22 protein-coding genes and 1 tRNA gene are annotated in these 25,999 nt (G+C 66.8%); 12 read left to right on the forward strand and 11 right to left on the reverse strand.

The annotated features are described in order from the left end of the window. The coding region (locus tag VML93_RS27620; RefSeq protein ID WP_414686462.1) for an AAA family ATPase at positions 1 to 1,561 on the reverse strand (1,561 nt) is incomplete at its 3' end. Positions 1,562 to 1,644: 83 nt separating this feature from the next. Then, complete coding sequence (locus VML93_RS27625; protein WP_325615440.1) at positions 1,645 to 2,103, reverse strand: peroxiredoxin; 459 nt, start codon at positions 2,101 to 2,103, stop codon at positions 1,645 to 1,647. 52 nt (positions 2,104 to 2,155) lie between these two features. Between VML93_RS27625 and VML93_RS27630 the strand changes: the two genes are divergently transcribed. From VML93_RS27630 to VML93_RS27670, 9 genes are all read left to right on the forward strand, one after another. Further along, on the forward strand, positions 2,156 to 3,697 hold the full coding sequence (locus VML93_RS27630; protein ID WP_325615441.1) for an anthranilate synthase component I: 1,542 nt from the start codon (positions 2,156 to 2,158) through the stop codon (positions 3,695 to 3,697). Between the two features lie 40 nt (positions 3,698 to 3,737). Then, complete coding sequence (locus tag VML93_RS27635) at positions 3,738 to 4,370, forward strand: TIGR02234 family membrane protein (RefSeq protein ID WP_325615442.1); 633 nt, start codon at positions 3,738 to 3,740, stop codon at positions 4,368 to 4,370. Between the two features lie 96 nt (positions 4,371 to 4,466). After that, positions 4,467 to 5,285: an indole-3-glycerol phosphate synthase TrpC gene (gene trpC, locus VML93_RS27640; RefSeq protein WP_325615443.1), complete on the forward strand. Its 819-nt coding sequence runs from the start codon at positions 4,467 to 4,469 to the stop codon at positions 5,283 to 5,285. Between the two features lie 35 nt (positions 5,286 to 5,320). After that, positions 5,321 to 6,589 (forward strand): tryptophan synthase subunit beta, encoded by a 1,269-nt coding sequence (gene trpB, locus VML93_RS27645; RefSeq protein ID WP_325615444.1) that lies wholly within the window; start codon positions 5,321 to 5,323, stop codon positions 6,587 to 6,589. A 2-nt stretch (positions 6,590 to 6,591) separates the two neighbouring features. Further along, the gene (trpA, locus tag VML93_RS27650; RefSeq protein ID WP_325615445.1) at positions 6,592 to 7,401 is read left to right on the forward strand and encodes a tryptophan synthase subunit alpha; all 810 of its coding nucleotides are present in this window, start codon (positions 6,592 to 6,594) and stop codon (positions 7,399 to 7,401) included. Then, complete coding sequence (gene lgt / locus VML93_RS27655) at positions 7,398 to 9,911, forward strand: prolipoprotein diacylglyceryl transferase (RefSeq protein WP_325615446.1); 2,514 nt, start codon at positions 7,398 to 7,400, stop codon at positions 9,909 to 9,911. Before trpA ends, lgt begins: the two co-directional genes overlap by 4 nt. Positions 9,912 to 10,075: 164 nt before the next feature. Continuing rightward, a complete protein-coding gene (locus tag VML93_RS27660; protein WP_325615458.1) occupies positions 10,076 to 10,441 on the forward strand; it encodes a DUF2752 domain-containing protein in 366 nt (121 codons plus the stop codon). Positions 10,442 to 10,506: 65 nt separating this feature from the next. Continuing rightward, positions 10,507 to 11,925 (forward strand): pyruvate kinase, encoded by a 1,419-nt coding sequence (gene pyk / locus VML93_RS27665; RefSeq protein WP_325615447.1) that lies wholly within the window; start codon positions 10,507 to 10,509, stop codon positions 11,923 to 11,925. Next, positions 11,926 to 12,792, forward strand: coding sequence for an acyl-CoA thioesterase II (locus tag VML93_RS27670; protein ID WP_325615448.1), 867 nt, complete (start codon positions 11,926 to 11,928; stop codon positions 12,790 to 12,792). It begins immediately after the preceding gene. Between the two features lie 189 nt (positions 12,793 to 12,981). Here VML93_RS27670 and cydC read toward each other — a convergent pair whose 3' ends face one another. From cydC to VML93_RS27705, 7 genes are all read right to left on the reverse strand, one after another. After that, a complete protein-coding gene (gene cydC, locus VML93_RS27675; RefSeq protein ID WP_414686463.1) occupies positions 12,982 to 14,667 on the reverse strand; it encodes a thiol reductant ABC exporter subunit CydC in 1,686 nt (561 codons plus the stop codon). Further along, positions 14,630 to 16,252, reverse strand: a complete 1,623-nt coding sequence (gene cydD, locus VML93_RS27680; protein WP_414686465.1) for a thiol reductant ABC exporter subunit CydD — start codon at positions 16,250 to 16,252, stop codon at positions 14,630 to 14,632. Before cydD ends, cydC begins: the two co-directional genes overlap by 38 nt. A 62-nt stretch (positions 16,253 to 16,314) precedes the next feature. Further along, positions 16,315 to 17,355 (reverse strand): cytochrome d ubiquinol oxidase subunit II, encoded by a 1,041-nt coding sequence (gene cydB / locus VML93_RS27685; protein WP_325615450.1) that lies wholly within the window; start codon positions 17,353 to 17,355, stop codon positions 16,315 to 16,317. Between the two features lie 16 nt (positions 17,356 to 17,371). Continuing rightward, a complete protein-coding gene (locus tag VML93_RS27690; RefSeq protein WP_325615451.1) occupies positions 17,372 to 18,829 on the reverse strand; it encodes a cytochrome ubiquinol oxidase subunit I in 1,458 nt (485 codons plus the stop codon). Between the two features lie 99 nt (positions 18,830 to 18,928). Next, positions 18,929 to 19,525, reverse strand: a complete 597-nt coding sequence (locus VML93_RS27695; RefSeq protein ID WP_414686464.1) for an HdeD family acid-resistance protein — start codon at positions 19,523 to 19,525, stop codon at positions 18,929 to 18,931. A gap of 160 nt (positions 19,526 to 19,685) precedes the next feature. Continuing rightward, the gene (locus VML93_RS27700) at positions 19,686 to 21,020 is read right to left on the reverse strand and encodes an adenylate/guanylate cyclase domain-containing protein (RefSeq protein WP_325615452.1); all 1,335 of its coding nucleotides are present in this window, start codon (positions 21,018 to 21,020) and stop codon (positions 19,686 to 19,688) included. Between the two features lie 67 nt (positions 21,021 to 21,087). Then, positions 21,088 to 21,161 (reverse strand) — tRNA-Leu (locus VML93_RS27705). Between the two features lie 106 nt (positions 21,162 to 21,267). Here VML93_RS27705 and VML93_RS27710 point away from each other — a divergent pair. Next, a complete protein-coding gene (locus VML93_RS27710; protein ID WP_325615453.1) occupies positions 21,268 to 21,885 on the forward strand; it encodes an ANTAR domain-containing response regulator in 618 nt (205 codons plus the stop codon). Between the two features lie 92 nt (positions 21,886 to 21,977). Here VML93_RS27710 and VML93_RS27715 read toward each other — a convergent pair whose 3' ends face one another. Together VML93_RS27715 and VML93_RS27720 are read right to left on the reverse strand one after the other, a co-directional pair. After that, a complete protein-coding gene (locus VML93_RS27715) occupies positions 21,978 to 23,180 on the reverse strand; it encodes a lipid-transfer protein (RefSeq protein ID WP_325615454.1) in 1,203 nt (400 codons plus the stop codon). Beyond that, a complete protein-coding gene (locus VML93_RS27720; protein ID WP_325615455.1) occupies positions 23,177 to 23,635 on the reverse strand; it encodes a Zn-ribbon domain-containing OB-fold protein in 459 nt (152 codons plus the stop codon). The genes VML93_RS27715 and VML93_RS27720 overlap by 4 nt, the downstream gene beginning before the upstream one ends. A gap of 136 nt (positions 23,636 to 23,771) precedes the next feature. Here VML93_RS27720 and VML93_RS27725 point away from each other — a divergent pair, with 136 nt between their 5' ends. Together VML93_RS27725 and VML93_RS27730 are read left to right on the forward strand one after the other, a co-directional pair. Further along, positions 23,772 to 24,059: an antibiotic biosynthesis monooxygenase family protein gene (locus VML93_RS27725; protein WP_325615456.1), complete on the forward strand. Its 288-nt coding sequence runs from the start codon at positions 23,772 to 23,774 to the stop codon at positions 24,057 to 24,059. A gap of 107 nt (positions 24,060 to 24,166) precedes the next feature. Continuing rightward, the coding region (locus tag VML93_RS27730) for a DNA polymerase (RefSeq protein ID WP_325615460.1) at positions 24,167 to 25,999 on the forward strand (1,833 nt) is incomplete at its 3' end.

Genomic DNA, 25,999 nt, shown 5'->3' on the forward strand with positions numbered 1-25,999 from the left:
CCGTGGCCGGCACGTTGACGTCGGCGACACTCGCCGAACAGAGGTAGCCACCGTGCGCACCGGCCAGCACTCCGCGCTGCACCAACTCGCGCACCATTTCCTCGGCGAAAAACGGGTTGCCGGCGGCCCGCTCGGCGATGATCGCCGCCAGCTCGGCGACCGAGGGATCCGGCCCCAGTAACTCACCGATCAGCACCGCGGTGTCCGAATCACCGAGTGGGGCAAGCGCTATCGTCTGGGCGCCGGGCACCCGCGTCAGCACCCCCTCATATTCGGGGCGGAACGTGATCGCCACCAGCGACGGGGTGCGCGTAATCACTGTCAGCAAGTCGGCGAGCATCGACTCACTGACCGCATCGATCCAGTGCGCATCCTCGATCAGGTACAGCGCCGGATGGGTCCGCGCCAGCGTCGTCGTGTTGATCAACGCGGTCAACCGGCGTCGCCGCGCATCCGGGTCGATTTGCGGCAGGGGTATCTCGGGGTCGGCGATGCCCAACAGATCATCAAGCAGCAGCAGGTCCTGCGGATCGGCATCGGGCGACACGGCCGCCCGCAACTGTGTGCGGGCGGCCTTACTGTCCAGGTCAGTCACGCCCACGCCCGCGCGCAGCAACCCGGTCAGGGCGTGGAATGGGACGTCAGAAGCATGTGATTCGCAGAAGGCCCAACACACGTCGATACCGCGACCGGCAGCCAGCGCCGCAAGTTCGCGGGCCACCCGGCTCTTGCCGATACCTGGCGGTCCCACCACCGTGACGACGCCACCGCGGCCGCCGGTCGACCGCTCCACCATGGCCTCCAGGGCGGCCATCTCCCAGCGCCGGCCCACCAGGCTGGCCTCGGCGCGGCGGAAGAGGCCATCGCGCGGCCTGATCGCCAGCAGCCGACGCACGCGCACCGGTTCGTCGCGCCCTTTGATGCGCACCAACTCTGGTTCGCCCAGCGTCACTTTGTGCTCGACCAGCTGCGCGGTCGACTCCGACAGCGTCACCGCTCCCGGGGGTGCCGCGGATTCCATCCGTTGAGCCAGTCCGACTGATTCACCGGTCGCGACGTATCCCAGGGACCCCGAACCGATTTCACCGGCGATCACCCGGCCCGAATTCAGCCCCACCCGCAGCCACAGCGCCACGCCATCGCGGCGCTGTACCTCGGCCGCCAGCCGGTTGGCCTCCTCCTGGATCGCCAAGGCCGCAAGACAGGCCCGAAAGGCGTGATCCTCCAACGCTATTGGGGCGCCAAAGATCGCCATCACCCCGTCACCCGTGTGCTCCACGGTTCCGCCGTAGCGTTGCGCCACCGCCGCTGATCGCTCCACCAGCTCGGTCATGATGTCGCGCAACCGCTCGATATCCAGAGCGGCCGCGATGTCCATCGAATGCACCACGTCGGCGAACAGCACCGTCACCTGCTTGTACTCCGCGGATCGGGTGGCCCGCGTGAGGCGCGTACCGCAGTCGCCGCAGAACTTGGCCGTCGGGCTTGACGGCGCGCCGCAGCAGCCGCAGATCAGCGGCGTCGTGTTGAGCTCACCGCCATCATCCCCGCTGGGGTCCACGTCAGTATGGTGTCACCGCTGGCTCAACGATGTCCGTCATATCGACGTGCCAGCTAACCGGGCTGCCGCTCACGCAGCTGGGGTTACCTCGCGCGCAGGGTCTCCAAGGCCTTGTCGGCGTGGGTGTCCATGCTGACCTCGCTGGCGATCACATCAAGCACCCGGCGATCCGTGTCGACGACGAAGGTGGTGCGCTTGACCGGCATCTTGAATTTGGCGAGCAGGCCACGCTTGACTCCGAACTGCGCGGCGACCGCGCCGTCGGTGTCCGACAGCAGCGGGTAGTCGAAGTTCCGCGCCTCGGCGAACTTGGCCTGCTTCTGAACGGGATCGACGCTGATGCCGACCCGGTTGGCGCCAACCGCTGCGAATTCCGAAGCCAAGTCCCGGAAGTGGCAGGCTTCCTTGGTGCAGCCCGGAGTCATGGCCGCCGGATAGAAGAACAGAACCACGGGCCCGTCGGAAAGCAGGTCGCTGAGCTTGCGTGGCGTTCCGGTTTGGTCGGGAAGTTCGAAGTCGGCCACGGTGTCACCAGTTTTCATGGCCGTCAGGCTACGCCCGAGGCCGCGGCGACCCATCTGCGAGGATGGTTCGGTGCATGCTCACCTCGCCGCCACTACCTCACGCGAGGACTTCCGCCAGCTTGCGGCCGAACACCGTGTGGTTCCCGTAACCCGTAAGGTCTTGGCCGACAGTGAGACACCGCTGTCCGCCTACCGCAAGCTCGCCGCCAATCGGCCCGGCACCTTTCTGCTGGAGTCCGCCGAGAACGGCCGGTCCTGGTCACGGTGGTCGTTCATCGGCGCGGGAGCGCCCTCGGCGTTAACGGTGCACGACGGCGAAGCCGTATGGCTGGGCGCCGTGCCGCAGGATGCGCCCACCGGAGGCGACCCGCTGCAGGCACTGCAGAGCACCCTCGAGCTGCTGGCCACCGCGGTGATGCCATGGCTGCCGCCGCTCTCGGGCGGAATGGTGGGCTTCTTCGCCTACGACCTGGTGCGCCGCCTGGAACGGCTGCCCGAACTGGCCGTCAACGATCTGCAATTGCCGGACATGCTGTTGTTGCTGGCCACCGATGTCGCCGCGGTCGATCACCACGAGGGCACCATCACCCTGATCGCCAACGCCGTGAACTGGAACGGCACCGACGAGCGGGTCGACTGGGCCTACGACGACGCCGTCGCACGGCTGGACGTGATGACCGAGGCACTGAGCCAGCCGCTGCCGTCGACCGTCGCCACGTTCAGCAGACCCGAGCCGCGGCATCGGGCGCAGCGCACCGTCGCGGAGTACGGCAAGATCGTCGAGTACCTGGTGGAGCAGATAGCCGCAGGTGAAGCCTTTCAGGTCGTGCCCTCGCAGCGCTTCGAGGTGGACACCGCTGTCGATCCGATCGACGTGTACCGGATCCTGCGGGTAACCAACCCCAGCCCCTACATGTATCTGCTGCACGTGCCGAATAGCGATGGCACAACAGACTTTTCGATCGTCGGGTCCAGTCCGGAGGCCCTGGTAACGGTCACCGAGGGCCGCGCGACCACCCATCCCATCGCCGGAACCCGCTGGCGCGGGCAGAACGAGGATGAGGATCAGCTGCTCGAAAAGGAACTGCTCACCGACGAGAAAGAGCTGGCCGAACACCTGATGCTGGTCGACCTCGGTCGCAACGACCTGGGCCGGGTCTGCACGCCGGGCACCGTGCGCGTCGACGACTACAGCCACATCGAACGCTACAGCCACGTGATGCACCTGGTGTCCACGGTGACTGGGATGCTCGGCGACGGCCACACCGCCCTGGACGCGGTCACCGCCTGCTTCCCGGCCGGCACACTGTCGGGCGCGCCGAAGGTGCGGGCCATGGAGCTGATCGAAGAGGTGGAAAAGACGCGCCGCGGACTCTACGGCGGCGTGGTCGGTTACCTCGACTTCGCGGGCAACGCCGACTTCGCCATCGCCATCCGCACCGCGCTGATGCGTAACGGCACGGCCTACGTCCAGGCCGGCGGTGGGGTGGTCGCCGACTCCAACGGCCCTTACGAGTACACCGAGGCGACCAACAAGGCACGTGCTGTGCTCAGTGCCATCGCGGCTGCGGAGACGCTGGCCGCTCCGGAGACCGACGCCAGTGGCTCCTAAAAGCGCCCGGCCCGCAAGGACCCGTTGGCCGACAAGCCGGATGACGATAGCGATCGCCCAGGTGCTGCTGGTCGTTGCCGCCGGTCTGCTGTGGACGGCGTCCCGGCTGCCGTGGGTCGTTATCCACTCGTTCGACGGACTGGGACCACCCAGGTCGGCGACGCTGTCGGGCGCAACGTGGTCGACGGCGCTGCTGCCGCTGGCGGTGTTGATGCTTGCCACGGCCGTCGCCGCCGTCGCGGTGCGCGGCTGGCCGATGCGGCTGCTGGCAGGGCTGTTGGCCTCGGCAAGCTTTGCAGTCGGCTACCTCGGCATCAGCTTGTGGGTCATCCCCGACGTTGCAGCCCGCGGAGCCGGTCTCGCCCGAATCCCGCTGGTAACGCTGGTGGGAAGCGAGCGGCACTACTGGGGAGCAGGAATTGCGGCACTGGCGGCGGTGTGCACCCTGATCGCCGCCGTTTTGTTGATGCGGTCGGCTTCAAAATCCGGGGCGGACCGTGACAGCACCACAAAATATGCGGCACCCGCCGCCCGCCGGTCTGCGGCGCGGGCCGACGGGGCGGATTCGGCCAAGCCGATTGGGGGCATGTCGGAGCGGATGATCTGGGATGCACTTGACGAGGGCCGCGACCCGACCGATCGGCCCCGCGACTCTGACACCGAGGGTCGGTGACGGGCCGCGCGCCGACGGTCGCTACCCTTCATGAACGTCGCGGAAATCGGCTGGGGGCCGTCGCGACAATGCGATCACAGTGAAAGGAACCGCGGCATGAGTCCGGCAACCGTGCTTGACTCCATCCTGGAGGGAGTCCGGGCCGACGTTGCCGCGCGCGAAGCCGTCGTGAGCCTGTCGGAGATCAAGGCCTCCGCTGCGGCCGCACCGGCGCCGCTCGATGTGATGGGGGCCCTGCGCGAGCCGGGTATCGGCGTCATTGCCGAGGTGAAGCGCGCCAGCCCGTCGGCGGGCACGCTGGCCACCATCTCCGACCCGGCGAAACTGGCGCGTGCCTACGAGGATGGCGGCGCACGCATCATCAGCGTGCTGACCGAGGAACGACGTTTTCACGGTTCGCTCGACGACCTTGACGCGGTGCGCGCCGCGGTTTCGATTCCGATATTGCGCAAAGACTTTGTGGTGCAGCCCTATCAGATCCACGAGGCGCGTGCGCACGGCGCCGACATGTTGCTGCTCATCGTGGCTGCGTTGGACCAATCGGCGCTGGTGTCGATGTTGGACCGCACCGAATCACTTGGTATGACCGCCCTGGTCGAGGTACACACCGAGCTCGAAGCGGACCGGGCATTGAAGGCCGGGGCGAAGGTGATCGGCGTCAACGCGCGAGATCTGGCCACGCTCGCGGTCGACCGGGATTGCTTCGCGCGCATCGCACCCGGGCTGCCCAGCAACGTGATCAGGATCGCCGAATCCGGTGTGCGTCACACTGGCGATCTGTTGGCATACGCCGGTGCGGGTGCTGACGCGGTGCTGGTCGGCGAAGGTCTGGTCAAAAGTAATGACCCCCGTGCGGCGGTCGCCGATCTGGTCACCGCCGGTACCCATCCGTCCTGTCCGAAACCGGCCCGCTAGCCGTTGATGAGCCGCGTGCGCCTCGAGCCTCGGTAATGGCAGATCTATCCGGCCCGGGTCTTCCGCGCATGAGTGCGGCTATCGCCGAACCCACTCGCCACGACCCTGATTCGGGTGGTCATTTCGGCAGCTACGGTGGCCGCTTTGTAGCCGAGGCGTTGATGGCGGTCATCGAGGAGGTCACCGCCGCCTACGAGAAGGAGCGGGTCAATCCGGACTTTCTGGACACCCTGGACGAGTTGCAGGCGAACTACGCGGGCAGGCCGTCGCCGCTGTACGAGGCCGCTCGGCTCACCGAGTACGCGGGGTCGGCGCGGATCTTCCTCAAGCGAGAAGACCTGAACCACACCGGTTCTCACAAGATCAACAATGTGCTCGGCCAGGCTCTGCTGGCACGGAGGATGGGCAAGACACGGGTGATCGCCGAGACCGGCGCCGGCCAACACGGGGTGGCCACGGCCACCGCATGCGCGCTGCTCGGCCTGGATTGCGTCGTCTACATGGGCGCCGTCGACACCGCACGGCAGGCGCTCAACGTCGCCCGGATGCGACTGCTCGGCGCCGAGGTGGTGTCGGTCGAGACCGGCTCGAAAACGCTCAAAGACGCTATCAACGAGGCATTCCGGGATTGGGTTACCAATGCCGACAACACGTACTACTGCTTCGGTACCGCGGCCGGACCGCATCCCTTCCCGACCATGGTGCGTGATTTCCAGCGCATCATCGGGCTGGAGACCCGTGTGCAGATCCAGGAGCGGACAGGCCGATTGCCCGACGCTGTGACGGCCTGTGTCGGTGGAGGATCCAACGCCATTGGGATCTTTCATGCGTTCCTCGACGACCCCGGCGTGCGACTGGTCGGATTCGAAGCGGCCGGCGACGGTGTCGAAACCGGCAGGCACGCAGCGACATTCACCGGTGGTTCGCCGGGGGCGTTCCAAGGGTCGTTCTCCTATTTGTTGCAGGACGAGGACGGTCAGACCATCGAATCCCATTCGATCTCGGCGGGTCTGGATTATCCGGGAGTGGGTCCAGAACACGCTTGGCTCAAGGAAACCGGGCGTGCCGAATATCGGCCCATCACCGATGCCGAGGCAATGGACGCGTTCGGTCTGCTGTGCCGTGCCGAAGGCATCATCCCGGCCATCGAATCCGCCCACGCGGTGGCCGGTGCCCTCAAGCTCGGTGCCGAATTGGGCAAAGGCGCGGTCATCGTGGTGAACCTGTCGGGTCGCGGCGACAAGGACGTCGAAACCGCCGCGAAGTGGTTCGGGCTGCTGGGCAAGCAATCGGATCCGAGCTGACGATGACCGTACAAGGGAGCGAAACGAGCATGCTCGGGCCGGTTTTCGCGGCATGTCGTCAGGAAAATCGGGCGGCGCTGATCGGCTATCTGCCCACCGGGTTCCCGGACGTGCCGGCTTCGCTGCAGGCGATGACCGCGCTCGTCGAGTCAGGTTGCGACATAGTCGAAGTCGGAGTGCCCTATTCGGATCCGGGCATGGACGGCCCGACCATCCAGCGAGCCACCGAGGCCGCGTTGAGCGGGGGAGTGCGGGTCCGCGACACGTTGGCAGCTGTCGAGGCCGTCAGCACGGCCGGCGGACGGGCCGTAGTGATGACGTACTGGAATCCGGTGCTGCGCTATGGCGTTGACGCATTCGCGCGCGATCTGGCAGCGGCGGGCGGGCACGGGATTATCACTCCCGATCTCATTCCCGACGAGGCGCAGCAGTGGATGGCGGCATCCGAGGAGCACCGGCTCGATCGCATTTTCCTGGTGGCGCCGTCATCGACGCCCGAACGTCTGGTGACCACCGTCGGGGCGTCGCGCGGATTCGTGTACGCGGCGTCGACGATGGGGGTGACCGGGGCGCGTGATGCGGTGTCTCAGGCCGCACCCGAGCTGGTGGGGAGGGTGAAGGCAGTGTCTGACATACCCGTTGGGGTAGGCCTGGGGGTGCGCTCGGGGGAGCAGGCCGCGCAGATCGGCGCCTACGCCGACGGCGTCATCGTGGGTTCCGCGTTGGTGTCGGCGTTGACTGACGGTTTGTCGAGATTGGGCGCACTCACCGAAGAACTCGCCGCAGGTGTGCGCCAGAGGATGTCCGCATGACGACGACTTGGCTCGCGTACTTCCCGAGCCCGCCCCGCGGGGTCTGGTACCTTGGGCCGCTGCCCTACATTGGGTCGCTTCCCCTTCGGGCATACGCGTTTTTCATCATCATCGGCATCGTGATCGGTTTGCTGATCGCCGATCGGCGCTGGCAGGCCCGGGGCGGCCAGCGCGGTTTCGTTTACGACATCGCTGTGTGGATAGTGATTTTCGGTTTGATTGGCGGCCGCCTGTACCACCTGGCTACGGATTGGCAGACATATTTCGGCCCGGGCGGTGCCGGGTTCATTGCGGCACTGAGCGTCTGGGACGGGGGTTTGGGCATCTGGGGGGCGGTAGCCCTCGGTGCCGTCGGCGCCTGGATCGCCTGTCGTCGTCGCGGAGTTCCGTTGCCGCCCGTGCTCGACACGTTTGCCCCCGGACTCGTGCTGGGACAAGCGATAGGCCGGCTCGGGAACTATTTCAACCAGGAACTCTACGGTCGAGAAACCACGTTGCCGTGGGGCCTGGAGATTTTCTACCGCCGCGATCCCGCGGGATTCGTCGACGTTCATTCGCTTGACGGTGTCTCGACCGGGCAGTTGGCGTTCGTCGTACAGCCGACCTTCCTTTACGAATTGATCTGGGACGTTCTGGTATTCGTTGCATTGCTCTACTTGGACCGACGCTTGGATCTCAGCCACGGGCGACTGTTCGCGGTGTATGTCGCCCTGTACTGCGTCGGCCGATTCTGGGTCGAGCTGCTGCGTGACGACACCGCCACGCACATCGCCGGCATTCGGATCAACTCGTTCACATCGACGTTCGTGTTCATCGGGGCCGTGGTCTACGTCATCCTCGCGTCCAAGGGCCGTGAGGCCCCGGAGAGTCTGCGTGGCATCGAGTTTGGTGGCGAGGAAGCGAAAGAGCTTGAGACTGCGCCGACGAAGACGGGGATTCTGCAGTCTCTGGGGATCGGTGCCGCTGCGATCGCGACATTGGGTCGAAGAAAGGGCGCCAAACCCTCCTTGGAGGAGGCGGAGCCGGAGGGCGCAGCCGCCGAAACCGTTGAAGTCGCGGAGCCCGAAGCCGCAGAGGCTGCGGAGACTGAGGCCGCGGAGGTGTCGGAGGCGGCAGCCCAGCCCGAGCCCGTCGAGGCCGAAACCGTGCAGGCTGAAGCCGCGGAACCGGAGGCCGCGGAAGCTGAGGTCGCGGAACCGGAGGCCGCGGAAGCTGAGGGCGCCGAGCCTGAGGTTGCCGAGCCCGAGCCCGTCGAAGCCGAAACCGCGGAGGCCGTGGAGGCTGAGGTCGCGGAGGCTGAGGTGGCGGAGCCGGAAGCCGCGGAAGCCGAGGTCGCGGAGCCTGAGGTTGCCGAGCCTGAGCCAACCGGGGCTGAAGCCGAGGCGGCCGAGCCTGAAGTCGCAGCGCCTCTAGCCGCGCCAACCCCGGTGACGGGGCCTGAACCGGGTGGGTGGCTGCGCAGGCTGAGGTCGCGGAGGCGGAAGCTGCCGATTTCCGAAGTTGCGACGCCTGACGCCGCGACGGTTGAAGTCGCTGCCGTGGCGCAGCCGGATCCGGCGGAGCTCGAGGCGCCGGAGGCCGAGGTGGCGGAGCCAGAGGCCGTTGAGCCGGAGGCCGTGGAGGCTGAAGCAGCAGTTGCTGAGGCTGCGGGGGACGAAGCTGCGGAGCCTGAGACCACCGAGCCGGAAGCGGCCGAGGTGGAGGCCGCCGGGCCGGAAGCCGCGGAACCTGGAACTGCCGAGCCGGAAGTGGCCGAGGCGGAGGCCGCCGGGCCGGAAGCCGCCGAACCTGGAACTGCCGAGCCGGAAGAGGCCGGGGCGGAAGCTGCCGAGCCGGAAGCTGCCGAGCCGGACGCTGCCGAGCCGGACGCTGCCGAGTTGGACGCTGCCGAGCCCGAAGCTGCCGAGCCGGAAGTGGCCGGGGCGGAAGCTGCGGAGCCGGAAGCTGCCGAGCCGGACGCTGCCGAGCCGGACGCTGCCGAGCCGGAAGCTACCGAGCCGGACGCTGCGGAGCTCGAAGGCGCCGAGGCCGATATCGCCGAGCCGGACGCGGCGGAGTCGGAAGCCGCGGAGGCTGAGGCGGAGGTTGAAGCGCCGGCTGCTGAGGCCGCGGAGGACGAAGCCGACGAACCAGAACCCGCCGAGCCGGAGGCTGCTGAGGCGGAGGCCACCGAGCCTGAAACCACCGAGGCCGAGACCACCGAACCAGAACCCGTCGAGCCGGAACCCGCCGAGCCGGAACCCGAAAGCACGGAGCCTCCAACGGCGGAGGCCGAGGACGAAGAGGCGGCCGCCGAAGACGAGACTTCCGGCGAATCCGACGCCGACGCCGGCGCCGAGGAGCCGGCAGACGAGACGACGGACGTCGTCGAGGAACCCGAGCCGGAGGCTGAGGTCGACTCCGAAGCATTCGTCGACGGGAAGGCCGGCGAGGTAACGCCGTACGCCGGTAGAACCCGGGAGCGCTGGAGGCAACGTTTGCGCAGTCTGAGGTCGCGGTCGGGCCGATAGCAGCGAGCCGATCTGGCATGCTGAAAATCGTGACCGATCCGTCGTGGCGTGGTGCCGGCGAGCTTGGCTGGCCGCCGCCGTCGCCGGGTTTCGAGGCACCACCGGAGCACCCCGCCGGTGACTGCGCTGCGCACGGCCCGCATCGAGGTCGTCTCTACGGGGCAATCGGTTCGGGTGTGTTGCTGGCCGGCGCGCTTGCGTACGTCGGACTCGCCGACCCGCACAACACGAATTCGGTCTACCCGCTGTGCCCGTTCAAGTTGCTCACGGGGTGGAATTGCCCATTCTGCGGTGGGCTTCGGATGGTGCATGACATGCTGCACGGCGATTTCGCGGCCGCCATCAACGACAACATCTTCGCGCTGGTAGGCCTCCCGCTGCTGGTGGGATGGATGGTGTTTAGGTACCGCCGCGGTCGCTCATCCGTGCCGATAGCGATGCTGGTCACGATCACGGTTCTGACGATCGCGTGGACGGTGCTGCGTAACCTGCCCGGCTTCCCGCTGGTTCCGACCGTCCTCCCCGGGTAGCGCCGACCCGACAGTTAACTTCGACTCACCCCAATGGCAGTAGAGCGCGACTATGCTGGTTCGGCGTGACGCGCCGCGGAAAGATCGTCTGCACTCTTGGTCCCGCTACTCAAAGCGACGAGATGATTCTGGCGCTGGTCGAAGCCGGAATGGACGTCGCCCGAATGAACTTCAGTCACGGCGATTACGCGGATCACAAGGTCGCCTACGAGCGGGTGCGAGCCGCTTCCGATACCACCGGCCGCGCGGTCGGCGTGCTCTGCGACCTGCAGGGCCCGAAGATCAGGCTGGGGCGATTCGCGACCGGGCCCACGTACTGGGCGGACGGTGAAACGATACGAATCACCGTCGAGGACTGCCCGGGCACCCACGACCGGGTCTCCACCACCTACAAGAGGCTGGCCCAGGACGCCGCCGTCGGCGACCGGGTTCTGGTCGACGACGGCAAGGTCGGCCTGGTGGTCTCCAGCATCGACTGCGACGACGTGATCTGCACCGTCACCGAAGGCGGCCCGGTCAGCAACAACAAGGGCATGTCGCTGCCCGGGATGAACGTATCCGCTCCGCCGTTGTCCGAGAAGGACATCGAGGATCTGACGTTCGCCCTCGAGCTGGGCGTCGACCTGGTCGCGCTTTCGTTCGTGCGCTCGCCATCTGACGTCGAGCTGGTCCACGAGATCATGGATCGGGTCGGGCGGCGGGTACCGGTGATCGCCAAGCTGGAAAAGCCGGAAGCGATCGACAATCTGGAAGCCATCGTGCTGGCCTTCGACGCCATCATGGTGGCCCGCGGTGATCTGGGCGTAGAGCTGCCGCTCGAAGAGGTTCCGCTGGTGCAGAAGCGGGCCATCCAGATGGCCAGGGAGAACGCGAAACCCGTCATCGTCGCGACCCAGATGCTCGACTCGATGATCGAGAGCTCGCGCCCCACCCGGGCCGAGGCCTCCGACGTCGCCAACGCGGTGCTCGACGGTGCCGACGCGCTGATGCTCTCCGGAGAGACGTCGGTGGGGAAGTTCCCGCTGGCGGCCGTGCGGACGATGTCCAGGATCGTCTGCGCTGTCGAGGAAAACTCGACGGCTGCACCGCCTTTGACGCATGTGCCGCGTACCAAGCGGGGCGTCATCTCCTACGCCGCACGCGATATCGGGGAGCGGCTCGACGCCAAGGCGCTGGTCGCGTTCACGCAGTCCGGCGACACCGTGAAGCGACTGGCGCGTCTGCATACCCCGTTGCCGTTGCTTGCCTTCACGGCGTGGCCCGAGGTGCGCAGCCAACTCGCGATGACCTGGGGCACCGAGACGTTCATCGTGCCGGTGATGACGTCCACCGACGGCATGATCCGCCAGGTCGACAAGTCACTGCTGGCGCTCGGCCGCTACAAGCGCGGTGACCTGGTGGTCATCGTGGCCGGCGCGCCCCCCGGGACGGTAGGTTCCACCAACCTGATCCACGTGCACCGGATCGGGGAGGAAGACGTCTAGTTGAGTGACTTCGAGGAACTGCTGGCGGTACTGGATCTCAAACGCGTCGACGACGACCGGTTCGTCGGATCCCACCCCAGCAAGAACCCGATGCGCACATTCGGTGGATTGCTCGTAGCCCAGTCGTTCGTCGCAAGCAGTCGCACTCTGACCCGCGACGACCTACCCCCCAGCGCCATCTCGGTGCACTTCATCAACGGTGGTGATACTGCAAAGGACATCGAATTCCAGGTAGTTCGGCTGCGCGACGAGCGGCGCTTCGCCAACCGGCGCGTCGACGCCGTCCAGGACGGCATCTTGCTGTCCTCGGCGATGGTCTCGTACATGTCCGGTGGCCGCGGGCTGGAGCACGCCGTCGATCCGCCGGAGGTGCCCGAGCCGCATACCCTGCCGACGATCCGCGAGCTGTTGCGCGGCTACGAGGAGACGGTTCCGCATTTCGTCAACGCCCTGCAGCCGGTCGAATGGCGCTACACCAATGACCCCGCCTGGGTGATGCGGGAGAAGGGCGATCGGCTTGCCTACAACCGGGTTTGGCTGAAGGCTCTGGGCGCGCTGCCCGATGATCCGGTGTTGCATACCGCGACCATGCTGTATTCCTCCGACACCACCGTGTTGGACTCGGTCATCACGACGCACGGGTTGTCGTGGGGCTTCGATCGCATCTTCGCGGCGTCCGCCAACCACTCGGTGTGGTTTCACCGGCCGGTCAATTTCGGTGACTGGCTGCTGTATTCGACGTCGTCGCCGGTGGCCGCGGATTCACGCGGGCTGGGCACCGGGCACTTCTTCGACCGGTCGGGACAACTCATCGCCACCGTGGTGCAGGAAGGCGTGCTGAAGTACTTTCCCGCCGCCCGGCGATGAGCTGCCGGCGTTGGCTCGCCGAACGTGTAACCACTGCGAAAATGCGGCGGGCCCGATTTTCGCAACCAGAGCACGCTCGGCGACGGGGTCGGGCCCGCGGTTGGGGCTGTCGGTGCGGCCGCGCCTTGCCTTCTCGCCGAGCGTGAAACCACTGCGAGAATCTCGCACTTCGTCGCCCAGGACGCAGAGTCAATCCCCGGGTGGGGCCGACGAGCCGACGGGCAGTTCGGGGCAGCGAATGTCGTCGGGTAAGTGGTGAGTAGCGACAACCACGGTTCGGTCCGCACCGAACAGCCGCGGATTCGGAACGAATAGGTCACGCAGGATCAGGTCGGCGTCGTTGCGGTCGAGGTGCTCGGTGGGTTCGTCGAGCAACACGACGCGGGCGGGTGAGATCAGCGCGCGCGCCAGCAGCAACCGTCTGCGCTGGCCGGCTGAGACCGCCTGTGCGCCGCCGGTTAACACCGTCGACAGACCCTCCGGCAGACTGGCGAGCCACTCGCTGAGGCCGACCGCATCCAACGCCGCCGCCAGTTCGTCGTCGCCGCAGTCCCCGCGGGCCACCAGCAGGTTGTCGCGCACAGTGGTGGCGAAGATGTGCGCGTCCTCAGCGAAAAAGCTGACCGCGCTGTGTAATTCAGCCTCATCAAACTGGCTCAGGTCGGTTCCCTCCAGCGTCACCTGCCCGCGCAACGGCGGTTGCAGCCCGGCCAGCGTCATCAGCAGCGTGGTCTTGCCGGAACCGCTCGCGCCGGTGACGGCCAGCCGGGCGCCCGGTGGCAAGTCAATCGCCACCGCGGTTGACCGGTCCGCGTCCGGGTGTCCGGAACACACGTCCGCGGACAACCGGCCGATGCCGACCGGCACCGCCGGGGTCGGTTTGGCGGTCTCCGCGGCGGGCTGTGGCGCCAGGTCGAGCAGGCGGCGAGCCGCGATCCGTGACCGCGTCAGCTGGACGGCGGCGCCGGGCAACGCGGTCGTCGCCTCGAATGCGGACAGCGGCAACAACATCAGGACGGCAAGCGTGGTGGGCGCGGCCGTGGGTGCCATCCCGATAGCGGCGACGACGGCCCCGAGCACGCTGGCGCCGATCGCCGCGGTCGGCATTGCCGCGGCGACCGCGGCCGGTCGGGCGGCGGCATCCAGCGCGTCACCCCAGGCACGTTGACGCCGTTGTGATTCGGCGATGACGTCAGGCAGCGCGCCGGCTATCCGAAGCTCGGGCGCGTGTTCGAGCGCAATCATCGCCGACGTGTCCCGCTCGGAATGATGTTGCCGGGCAAGCGCTTCCTGCGAGGTTGCCGCCCGGCCGGCGAACCAGGGCGCAACGACTCCCGCGACGAACAGGCAGATCATCAGCACCACGGCCGCTGGCAGTGAAATGGCCCCGACAACCGCCGTCGCCGCCAGCGCCAGTACTCCCGCGACACCGATGGGTACCAGGGCGCGCACCAGCACGTCGGCCAGTTCGTCGACGTCAGCACCCACGCGGGCCACCAGCTCACCGCTGGGTAGCCGGACGGCGGCTGCGGCGGGTCCATGGGCCAGCCGGTGATAGATCTGCACACGCGCCGTGCCGGCCGCGCGCAGCGCGGTGTCGTGAGTGGCCAGCCGCTCGCAATAGTGCAGCACACCACGCGAAATCGCGAACGTCCGCACGGCCACGGCCGCGATGGACAGGTCCAGCACGGGCGGCATCTGCCAGGCCCGCGTGATCAGCCACGCCGACACCCCGGCCAATGCCAGCGCACTGCCCAGCGACAACACCCCAAGCGCAATGGCTGCGAGCAGTCGGGGGAGTCGCGGGCGCAGCAGGCTCGACGCGACCAGCAGTGCGCTAGACCGGCGCATGGTGCACCTCGATATCGCCGACATCCGCGCTGACCTGCACGACCTGATCACCGATCGCGACGATTGCCTCGCGATGCCCGACGACCACCACGGTCGCGCCGGCCCGGGCACGCGCGACGATGGCCCGCAACACATGGTCCTCGGCATCGGCATCCAGGTGTGCGGTGGGTTCGTCGAGCAGCAGCACCGGGCCGGTTGATCCGAGCGCCCGGGCCAGAGCCAGGCGTTGCCGCTGCCCGAGTGACAGCCCTACTCCGGCGCGCCCGAGCATGGTGTTCAGCCCGTCGGGCAGCTCAGCCAGCACCTTGTCGAAACCAACTGCCGCGCAGGCGCCTTCCAGGTCATCGAGATCCCCGAGCAGAAGCAGGTTCGCACGCACGGTTCCCGGGACCAGTACGGGGCGCTGCGGCAGCCAGGACAACTGGCGCCACCACGGCCCTGGCGCCAGTTCGGCGACGTCGACTCCGGCTACCGTGATCCGGCCCGAGGACGGCGCGGTGAGCCCGGCGATCGCCTGCAGCGTGGTGCTCTTGCCGGCGCCGTTCCGGCCGGTCAGCACGGTCACCTGACCGGGCTCGATCTCCGCGGTGAGGTCATCGGGCGCGCGGCCGTCCCGGCCTGCGACGCTGAGGTTCTCGAGGCGGATCACCGCGCCGCGGGCCGCGACGGCCTGCCGGCCGGGTGTTGCTGCGGTGGGCTCGCCGATGAGCGCGAACGCCTCGTCGGCCGCGGCTTTACCGTCTTGGGCGGCATGGAATTCCACGCCGATGCGGCGCAGCGGCCAGTAAACGTCCGGGGCCAGCAGCAGGACGGTCAAACCGGCCGTCAGGCTCATCTCGCCGAACGCCAGGCGAAGACCGATACTCACCGCGACCAGGGCCACCCCCAGGGTGGCCAGCAGTTCGAGCACCAGCGCCGACAGGAACGCGATCCGCAGTGTCGCCATCGCCGAACGCCGATGCGCGGCACTGAGTTCGGCGATGCGCTGTTCCGGCCCAGAGGCGCGGCCCAGCGCGCGGAGCGTCGGGATGCCGGCGATCAGATCCAGCAATCGCGCCTGCAGCGTCGTCATGGCCGCCAGCGCGGCGGCCGATCTTTCGGCTGTCGCCAACCCGATCAGCACCATGAATACCGGTATCAGCGGCAGGGTGATCGCTACGATCACCGTCGATTTCAGGTCGTAGACCGCGATCACGGCCACGGTGGCCGGGGTCAGGATCGCGGCGAGTACCAGAGTGGGCAGATAGCCGGTGAAATACGGGCGCAAGCCGTCCAGGCCGCGGGTGACCACCACCGCGGCAGCGTCCCGCTCTGCTGCCAGTTGATTGGGTTGCCGCGCGGTCACCGCCGTCAGCACCTGACCGGACAGGTCGGCGATCACCGCGCTGGCTCCCCGCTGACCCAGCCGCGCCTGAAGCCAGTTCGTCGCGGTCCGGACAACCCACAGCGCCAACAGGATTGACAGGGGTCCCAGCCAGGGGTGCAGGTTACGGGCCGAGGGATCGCTGACGACGCGCGCGACGATGCTCGCGAGCACTATCGCGGAACCGATGGAACATCCGGAGATCACCAAACCACAGGCCACCGCGGCAATCAGGTAGCGGCGCAACGCGGTTGACGCGCGCCACAGCCGCGGGTCCACCGGACCCCGGGCTTTGGAATCCTTTGCGCTCAGGAGCTACGCCTCGCCAGGCCGATCGACGGCGGTATCCGGTCAGCCGAGATGCGTTGCCGGAAAACCCAATACGTCCAGGCCTGGTAGACCACCGTCAGCGGCGCCATGATCGCGGTCACCCAGGTCATGATCTTGAGGGTGTAGGGGGTCGACGAGGCGTTGTAGATCGTCACGTTCCACTGGCTGTTCAGGGTCGAGGGCACCAGGTTGGGATACAGCGCACTGAACAGCAGGACCACTACCGCGATGACCACCAGGCCGGTGCAGGCAAACGCCCAGCCGTCGGATGCCTGGCGCCACACCAGGATCACCGCGCCCAACTGCGCCACCACCGCCACCGCCAGCACCAGCCAGGTCCAGCCCTTGCCGTGTGCCAGCTGCGTCCAAAGCCCAAATCCCGCAACCAGTGCAGTCACCGGAAGCGACAGCCACGTGGCGATCCGGTACGCGTCGTCGCGGATCGGGCCGGAGGTCTTCAGCGTCAAGAACACGGCGCCGTAGAGCAAGAACAGTCCGGCGGTGGCCAATCCGCCCAGCAGCGTGTAGACGTTGAGCACGTCGCCGATCGACAGGTTGACGTGACCGCCGGCGTCAACCGGCAACCCGCGCACCAGAATCGAGAAGGCGACCCCCCACAACACGGCGGGCAGCCAGGACCCGGCCGCGATACCGAAGTCGGCCCACCCCCGCCATTTCGTGTCGTCGACCTTGCCGCGCCATTCGATGGACACGACACGCAGGATCATGCCGAACAGGATTGCCAGCAGTGGCAAATACAGCGTCGAGAAGACAATGGCATACCAGCCCGGAAATGCGGCGAACATCGCTGCGCCGGCGGTGATGAGCCAGACCTCGTTGCCATCCCAGACCGGGCCGATGGTGTTAAGCGCTGCGCGCCGGTGGGTTTCGGGATCACCCGTGCCCACCCGGGCGAGCGGTTCCATCAACATTCCCACGCCGAAGTCGAATCCTTCGAGGAAGAAGAAGCCGACGAACAGCAGTCCGATGATGCCGAACCACAACTCTTGGAGTCCCACCGGTCAGCTCCCTATCTCAGTACGCGAACGACAGCGGCGCTACTTCGTCGTCGTCGGGTGCTCGGGGCGGGGCCGGCTCGGCGTCGTGTTCCCGCGGTCCTTCGACGATGTAGCGCTTGAGCAGGTAGAACCAGACGACCGCGAGCACCCCGTAGAGCAGCGTGAACATGACGAGGGAGGTGACGACCATGCCGGGCGCATGGTGCGAGACGCCGGCGGCGACCGTGAGGTGTACATCCTGGTCACCGGTGGGGTTCGGCACCACAATCCACGGCTGACGACCCATCTCGGTGAACACCCATCCGGCGCTGTTGGCCAGGAACGGGGTCGGAATCGCGAGTAGCGCAAACCAGCCGAACCAGCGCTGGTTCGGGATCCGCCCGCCGCGGGTGAGCCACAACGCGAGCAACGCGAACAGCACCGGAATCGCCAGCAACCCGATCATCATGCGGAACGACCAGTAGGTGACAAACAGGTTGGGGCGGTAGTCGTTTGGCCCGAATCGGCGTTCGTAGTTCTGCTGCATGTCGCGCACGCCCGGCAAGGTGACGCCCTCGAACTTGCCCTCGGCGAGGAGCGGCAGCACGTAGGGCACCTCGATGACACGGGTCACCGCGTCGCAGTTGTTGTGCGTGCCGACGGTGAGGACGGAGAAGTCGGGATCGGTTTGGGTGTCACACAACGATTCCGCCGACGCCATCTTCATCGGCTGCTGCTGGAACATCAGCTTGCCCTGGTGGTCGCCGGTGAAGAACAGGCCGACGGTGGCAAGCAGCACCACCCAGCAGCCCAGGATGGTCGCCGGGCGATACATCCCGCCGGTGTCCGCTTCGGCGGTGCCTTTGTGTGACCGAACCAGCCACCAGGCGCTGACGGCGGCGACGAACGTGCCCGCGGTCAGCAGCGCGCCGGTGACGGTGTGCGAAAACGCCGTCAGCCCAGTGTTATTGGTGAGCAGCGCCACGATGTCGTTCAGCTCGGCGCGATGGGTTTCCGGGTTGTAGTGCACGCCCACCGGGTGCTGCATGAACGAGTTTGCCGTGATGATGAAGAACGCGGACACATTGACAGAGATCGCGACGATCCAGATGCACGCCAGGTGCACCAACCGGGGCAGCCGGCTCCAGCCGAAAATCCACAAGCCGAGGAAAGTGGATTCGAAGAAGAAGGCCATCAGGCCCTCCATGGCCAGTGGGGCGCCGAACACATCGCCGACGAACCGCGAGTATTCGCTCCAGTTCATGCCGAACTGGAACTCCTGCACGATGCCGGTTGCCACGCCGATGGCGAAGTTGATCAGGAACAACTTGCCGAAGAACTTGGTGAGGCGATACCAGGCGACGTCGCCGGTGGCCACCCACGCCGTCTGCATGATTGCGATCAGGGGCGCCAGTCCGATGGTGAGTGGCACAAAGATGAAGTGGTAGACGGTGGTAATACCGAACTGCCACCGCGAAATGTCGACGACATTCATCTGTCATCTCCGGGGCTGCAGGGACGTTAGTCTGCTACGACAGAGTGTAGTAACGCGGCGGTGCCTACGCTACCGTCAATTTCGCGTTGACCGCGCGGATCAGGAGTTCTCGACGCGTGCAACGGCTTCGCCGACCTTGTTGGACGCCTTGCGGATTCCGAACGACGAAACGATCTCGAACGTGCCGATGAAGATCAGCCAGATGCCGACGACTTGCGCCAAGATCACGATGCCGCTGAACGGCGTACCGAGCATGATCATGCCGGCGAGCAGGCTCATCACTCCGACGAAGATTTCCCACCCTCGGCCCGGCAGGGCGGGGTCGCTGATGGCCGAAACGGTCGTCGCCACACCACGGAAGATGAAGCCGATGCCGATCCAGATCGCCAGCAGGTAGACGGCTGTCGCCTCGTCCTTGCTGAAGTGACGAAACGCCAGGAATGCCAGGACCAGCGATGCCGCGCCGCTGATGAACAACAGAACTCGCCCGCTGGCCGAGACGTGCAGGCTGAACGCGAAGGCGACCTGCGCGAATCCGGTGATCAGTAGATAGATGCCGAACGCGACCGCGGCGATCACGATCGATTTGCCGGTCCACACCAGCACGGCAACGCCGACGGCCAGCGTCAGGACTCCGGATACCAGCGTGGATTTCCACAGATGGGGCAACAAGGTTGGAACGGGGGAGGTTTCCATGTCACCAGTGTGGCGTATGTGGCAGTTCCGGTATAGGGCCTGAGGGCTCTAGACCTTTCGGTGGCGACCCGCATCGGCCGGCTGCGCCGCGCTCGCGATCGCCACTGATCCTTTCGGTGGCGACCCGCATCGCCCGGCTGCGCCGCGCTCGCGATCGCCATTAAACGTGGGCGGTGTCGGCTTCCTCGACCAGCAGGTCGCCGGACGGTTCGACCGGTTTGCGGCCGACCAGATACCAGGTTCGCATGATGCCCTTGCCTTTGACGTCGATGCTGCCGCGCGCCTGCAGCACAAAGTCGTCCCTGAGGCGCTCGTAGATCGTCTCGGGCACTTGGATGCGGCCCACCGAGTCGGTGGATTCCATCCGGGACGCGACATTGACCGCGTCGCCCCATACGTCGTAGAAGAACCGGCGGGAACCGACGACGCCGGCCACCACCGGGCCGTTGGCCATACCGATCCGAAGCGGTACCGCGTGCCCATGCGGGCCTTTCAGTCCGGCGGCAACTTCGGCCATCTCGATCGCGAAGTCGGCCAGCGCTTCCACGTGGTCGGGCCGCGGTCGTGGAACGCCGCTGACCACCATGTAGGAGTCTCCGCTGACCTTGATCTTCTCCAGGCCGTGCTTGTCGACCAGCGCGTCGAACGCGCTGTACAGCTTGTCGAGGAACCGCACCAGATCGGCGGGTGGGGTGTTGCTGGCGCGCTCGGTGAAGCCGACGATGTCGGCGAACAGCACCGAGGCCTCGTCGTACTTGTCGGCAATGATCTTGTTGCGGTCGGGGTCTTTGAGGCGCTCCGCGATGCTGGCCGGCAGCATGTTTGCCAGGAGCGCCTCGGAGCGCTCGTACTCGGCTTCCATGGCCGCCTCGGCGCGGTCGGTGTCACGCAGCGCGAACCACACCGTCACGATCACCATCACGCACGCGGAGATAGTCGTGGTGGCGAAGCTTAGTTGCATCGCCCACGGCGGCTCAACCCCGGTGGAGCGGGGCACCGTGAACTGCAGGGCGATCACCACCGCGGCGCCGGTTATCGTCAGCAGGAGTGCCAGGCGGATGCGCTCGATTCCGAGCTGCAGTATCAGCAGGCTCGACGTCGTCACCAGGTAGTACTGCACGCCCGATCCGGTACCCAGGTCGATGCAGATGACGACGATCACCACGTACGCCGACAGGACAAAGGTAAGCGGCGCAACCAGTTCCCCGAACTTCCGCAGGTATGGGATGGTCGCGAAGATCATGCCGGCGGCGAAGTTGATTATCTGCGTCTGCCACACCGGGGGGCCTGGTACAAACCCGAGAATGCCGAACAGGACGCAGACCCCGACCGCCATGATCGCTGTGACGTTGAGTATCCGGGCGCGCCGAGCCTCGCTGTCGGCGTAGTGCTGGGAGCGGGCGCGGGTTTCGGCCCGTACCGCAGCTACGCAGTCCGGGCGCTCTGTTGAGCCATCCGACCATTTCGAGGTGGAGCCGCATTTCTTAGCCGCCACGGTCCAAGCCTACTGGTTGAACTCGGTGTTTACCGAGTGCGGCGGTGATTCTGCGGTTTCTGGGCTGTGCCCTCGGTGAGATTCGAACTCACACTGGACGGGTTTTGAATCCGTTTCCTCTGCCAGTTGGGATACGAGGGCTGTTCCGGCCCCACTACCTTAAAGGAGCTTGCCGACCCGAGAAGATCGGCATCGCACCGCCCCCCCGCGGTCGCTGGTCGCATGCCCTCACGACACAATGTCCGTCATGACCGGCTCAACGACCGACTCCGACGCCGCACCGCCGCGCCGGGTCCTGATCGCTGAAGACGAAGCGCTCATCCGACTGGACCTGGCAGAGATGCTGCGAGAGGAGGGTTACGACATCGTCGGGGAGGCCGGCGACGGCCAGGAAGCCGTCGAGTTGGCCGAGCAGCATCAGCCTGATCTGGTGATCATGGATGTGAAGATGCCGCGTCGCGACGGTATCGACGCCGCGTCGGAGATAGCCAGCAAGCGCATCGCGCCGATCGTCGTGCTGACCGCGTTCAGCCAGCGCGACCTGGTCGAGCGTGCGCGCGACGCCGGGGCGATGGCCTACCTGGTGAAGCCGTTCACCATCAGCGACCTGATCCCGGCCATCGAATTGGCTGTCAGCCGGTTTGCCGAGCTCAGCGCGCTGGAGCGGGAAGTGGCGACGTTGACCGACCGGCTGGAGACGCGCAAGGTCGTCGAACGGGCCAAAGGCCTACTGCAGGCCAACCAGGGCATGAGCGAGCCCGAAGCGTTCAAGTGGATTCAGCGTGCGGCCATGGACCGGCGCACCACCATGAAGCGGGTCGCCGAGATCGTCCTGGAAACCCTCGCCGATCCGAAGGACGAGTAGCCCCCGCGAGCGCGCGCATATGTACAGCGAACGCTCTAAATGCCGTACATTCGCGGACGCTCGCGTGGCTTCAGCAGGGAGTAACTGCCGCCCTACCGCGCCACGATCACCGACGAGCCGTGCCCGAACAGCCCCTGGTTGGCGGTGACACCCACCGTCGCGTTCTCCACCTGACGGCCGATGGCCTGCCCGCGCATCTGCCAGGTCAGCTCGCAGACCTGGGCGATCGCCTGGGCAGGGATGGCCTCGCCGAAGCACGCCAGCCCACCGGACGGGTTGACCGGGACCTTGCCGCCGATGGTCGTCGCACCGCTGCGCAGCAGCGCCTCGGCCTCGCCCTTGGCGCACAACCCCAGGTGTTCGTACCAGTCGAGTTCCAACGCGGTGGACAGGTCGTAGACCTCGGCCAGGCTCACGTCTTCCGGCCCGATGCCCGCCTCCGCATAGGCCGCGTCCAGGATCTGATCCTTGAACACCCGGTCGGGCGCAGCCACCACGGCGGTGGAATCCGTTGCGATATCAGGTAATTCGGGCAGGTGCTGCGGGTAGCGCGGGGTGACGGTGCTGACCGCGCGCACCGACGGCACCCCGTCCAGCGAACCGAGGTGCTGACGGGCGAACTCGGCACTCGCCACGATCAGCGCGGCCGCGCCATCGGAGGTGGCGCAGATGTCGAGCTGGTGCAGCGGGTCGGCGACCACCGCGCTGGCCAGCACGTCCTCGACCGCGGACTCCTTGCGGTAGCGGGCATTCGGGTTCTGCAGGCCATGCAGCGAGTTCTTGACTTTCACCTGCGCGAAGTCCTCGGCTGTGGCGCCGTAGAGGTCCATCCGGCGACGCGCCAGCAGCGCGAAGTACACCGGGTTCATCGCCCCGATCAGGTGGAACCGTTGCCAGTCGGGGTCGTTCTTGCGTTCCCCGCCGACCGGGGCGAACGCCCCCTTCGGCGTGGTGTCGGCGCCGATCACCAGCGCGACGTCGCAGAAGCCGGCCAGGATCTGCGCCCGCGCACTCTGCAGCGCCTGCGAACCGCTGGCACACGCGGCGTAGCTGGAGCTGACCGGGACCCCGTTCCAGCCCAGCTTCTGGGCAAAGGTGGACCCGGCGATGAAGCCCGGATAGCCGTTGCGAATCGTGTCGGCCCCGGCGACCAGCTGGATCTGCCGCCAGTCCAGGCCGGCCTCGCGCAGGGCAGCCCGCGCAGCGACGACGCCGTATTCGGTGAAGTCCCGGCCCCATTTGCCCCAGGGGTGCATTCCGGCGCCCAAGATGTACAGCGGTTCGGGGGTGCTCATGACGGGATCCTCCAGGCGTGCACGATGCGCTCGACGCCGTCGTCGTCGGTGAATAGCGGCATCGTGGTCAGCTCCATTTCCATGCCGACCTTCAAGTCGGCCGCCAGCGTGCCCTCGACCACCTTGCCCAGCACGATCAGTCCCTCGTCGGCCAGCTCCACCGCGGCGATGGCGAACGGCTCGAAGGGGTCCGGAGCCGGGTAGGGCGCGGGCGGCGGGTAGCGGTTCTCGGTGTAGCTCCACAGCTTCCCGCGCCTGGACAGTGCGACGGACTCTAGTGCATCGCTGTCGCAGGCCGGGTTAGGGCAGTTGTTCTCCCTCCCAGAAGAGACGGGCGGGAAGACGAAGGTGCCGCACTTGGGGCATTTGCCGCCAACCAGGTGCGGGTTTCCGGCGTCGTCGGTGGCGAACCATCCATCGATCGCCGGCTGGACCTTGTCGAGAGCTTCTGTCACCACGCCAGATTACTCACCCTGACGGAAAAACTGAAACGTGTTCCAATTCGCTCCCGTTGGGTGGGAATCACCGATGACTTCGGCGGGCGACGGCGGTCACAACGTCAAAAGGCCTGGCAACAGTAAGGAGCGTCGAATGGTGATCGTCGCGGGCTACCTCGTCGTCGAGCCGGCGCAGCGCGACAGCTACCTGGCGGCATGCCAGAGCGTCGTGCAGCAGGCCCGGCAGGCACCCGGTTGCCTCGACTTCGCGATAACCGCGGACCTGCTCGATCCGGATCGGGTCAACATCTTCGAACGCTGGGAGTCGACGGCGGCCGTCGAGGCGTTCCGGGGCAGCGGACCCAGCGATGCGCAGCAAGGCTCGATAGTTTCGGCATCGGTTTCCGAGTACGACGTGGGCGGTCAGCGGCCGCTGCTCTGATCTCAGCGACGATGCCTAGAGTTAGGGCGGTGAGCCCAGCTAGGACCGCCGCCGACCGCGCGGAACAAGGCACCCCTGACGGCGGAGATCAAGCCAAACCGACGCTGATGCTGCTGGACGGCAATTCGCTGGCGTTCCGGGCGTTTTACGCGTTGCCGGCCGAGAACTTCAAAACGCGCGGCGGGCTGACCACCAACGCGGTCTACGGCTTCACGGCCATGCTGATCAACCTGCTGCGCGACGAAGCGCCGACGCACATCGCGGCCGCGTTCGACGTGTCGCGCCAGACCTTCCGTTCCGAGCGCTACCCGGAATACAAGGCCAACCGCTCCTCGACCCCCGACGAGTTCCACGGTCAGATCGACATCACCAAAGAGGTGCTGGGCGCCCTGGGCATAACGGTGCTGGCCGAACCGGGGTTCGAGGCCGACGACATCATCGCGACGCTGGCCACCCAGGCCGAGCATGAGGGCTACCGGGTGCTGGTGGTCACCGGCGACCGTGACTCGCTGCAGTTGGTCAGCGACGACGTCACCGTGCTGTATCCGCGCAAAGGTGTCAGCGAGCTCACCCGCTTCACCCCGGAGGCCGTGGTCGAGAAGTACGGGCTGACGCCGCGGCAATACCCCGACTTCGCCGCGCTGCGCGGCGATCCCAGCGACAACCTGCCCGGCATTCCCGGCGTGGGCGAGAAGACCGCGTCCAAGTGGATCGTCGAGTACGGCTCGCTGCAGTCGCTGGTCGACAACGTCGACTCGGTGCGCGGCAAGGTGGGCGACGCACTACGGGCGCATGTGGCCAGCGTCGTGCTCAACCGCGACCTCACCGAGCTGGTCAAAGACGTGCCGCTGGCGCAGACCCCGGACACCCTGCGGCTGCAGCCGTGGGACCGCGACCAGATCCACCGGCTCTTCGACGACCTCGAATTCCGGGTGCTGCGGGACCGGTTGTTCGACACGCTGGCGGCCGTCGAACCCGAGGTGGACGAGGGGTTCGACGTGCGCGGCGGTGCGCTGCAGCCCGGCACGGTCGGGCAGTGGCTGGCCGAGCACGCCGACGACGGGCGCCGGTCGGGGCTGGCCGTGGTGGGCACCCATCTGCCGCATGACGGGGACGCCACCGCGCTGGCGATCGCCGCCGCCGATGGGGACGGCGCCTACATCGACACCGCGACGCTGACCCCGGACGACGACGCCGCGCTGGCGGCCTGGCTGGCCGATCCCGCGAAACCCAAAGCGCTGCACGAGGCGAAGCTGGCCATGCACGATCTGACGGGTCGCGGGTGGACGCTGAACGGCGTCACGTCCGACACCGCGCTCGCTGCCTACCTGGTGCGGCCCGGGCAGCGCAGTTTCACCCTCGACGACCTGTCGCTGCGCTACCTGCGTCGCGAGCTGCGCGCGGAAACACCTGAACAGCAACAGCTTTCGCTCCTCGACGACCTAGACGACTCCGGCGGGGCGGATGAACAAGCCGTTCAAACCGTGATCCTGCGAGCCCGGGCCGTCGTCGACCTGGCTGACGCGCTGGACGAAGAGCTGGCGCGCATCGACTCCACCGCATTGCTGGGCGACATGGAGCTGCCGGTTCAGCAGGTGCTGGCCGGCATGGAGACTGCGGGTATCGCCGTCGACCTGGGGATGCTGACCCAGCTGCAGAGCCAGTTCGGCGACCAGATCCGCGACGCCGCCGAGGCCGCGTACGCCGTGATCGGCAAGCAGATCAACCTCGGTTCACCCAAACAGCTGCAGGTCGTGTTGTTCGACGAACTGGGCATGCCGAAGACGAAGCGGACCAAAACCGGCTACACCACGGATGCGGACGCTGTGCAGGGTCTTTTCGAAAAGACCGGGCACCCGTTTCTGCAGCATCTGCTCACCCACCGCGACGTCACCCGGTTGAAGATCACGGTCGACGGGTTGCTGAACTCGGTGGCCGGC

Source organism: Mycobacterium sp. (genome assembly GCF_035499775.1).
Lineage (GTDB): Bacteria > Actinomycetota > Actinomycetes > Mycobacteriales > Mycobacteriaceae > Mycobacterium.

Coding starts and splice junctions, on each gene's coding strand:
- VML93_RS27625 (WP_325615440.1), bottom strand. CDS start 2,103: ATGAAAACTGGTGACACCGTGGCCGACTTCGAACTTCCCGACCAAACC.
- VML93_RS27635 (WP_325615442.1), top strand. CDS start 3,738: ATGACGATAGCGATCGCCCAGGTGCTGCTGGTCGTTGCCGCCGGTCTG.
- trpC (WP_325615443.1), top strand. CDS start 4,467: ATGAGTCCGGCAACCGTGCTTGACTCCATCCTGGAGGGAGTCCGGGCC.
- trpB (WP_325615444.1), top strand. CDS start 5,321: ATGGCAGATCTATCCGGCCCGGGTCTTCCGCGCATGAGTGCGGCTATC.
- trpA (WP_325615445.1), top strand. CDS start 6,592: ATGACCGTACAAGGGAGCGAAACGAGCATGCTCGGGCCGGTTTTCGCG.
- lgt (WP_325615446.1), top strand. CDS start 7,398: ATGACGACGACTTGGCTCGCGTACTTCCCGAGCCCGCCCCGCGGGGTC.
- cydC (WP_414686463.1), bottom strand. CDS start 14,667: ATGTCGGCGATATCGAGGTGCACCATGCGCCGGTCTAGCGCACTGCTG.
- VML93_RS27690 (WP_325615451.1), bottom strand. CDS start 18,829: ATGAATGTCGTCGACATTTCGCGGTGGCAGTTCGGTATTACCACCGTC.
- VML93_RS27695 (WP_414686464.1), bottom strand. CDS start 19,525: ATGGAAACCTCCCCCGTTCCAACCTTGTTGCCCCATCTGTGGAAATCC.
- VML93_RS27710 (WP_325615453.1), top strand. CDS start 21,268: ATGACCGGCTCAACGACCGACTCCGACGCCGCACCGCCGCGCCGGGTC.
- VML93_RS27715 (WP_325615454.1), bottom strand. CDS start 23,180: ATGAGCACCCCCGAACCGCTGTACATCTTGGGCGCCGGAATGCACCCC.
- VML93_RS27725 (WP_325615456.1), top strand. CDS start 23,772: ATGGTGATCGTCGCGGGCTACCTCGTCGTCGAGCCGGCGCAGCGCGAC.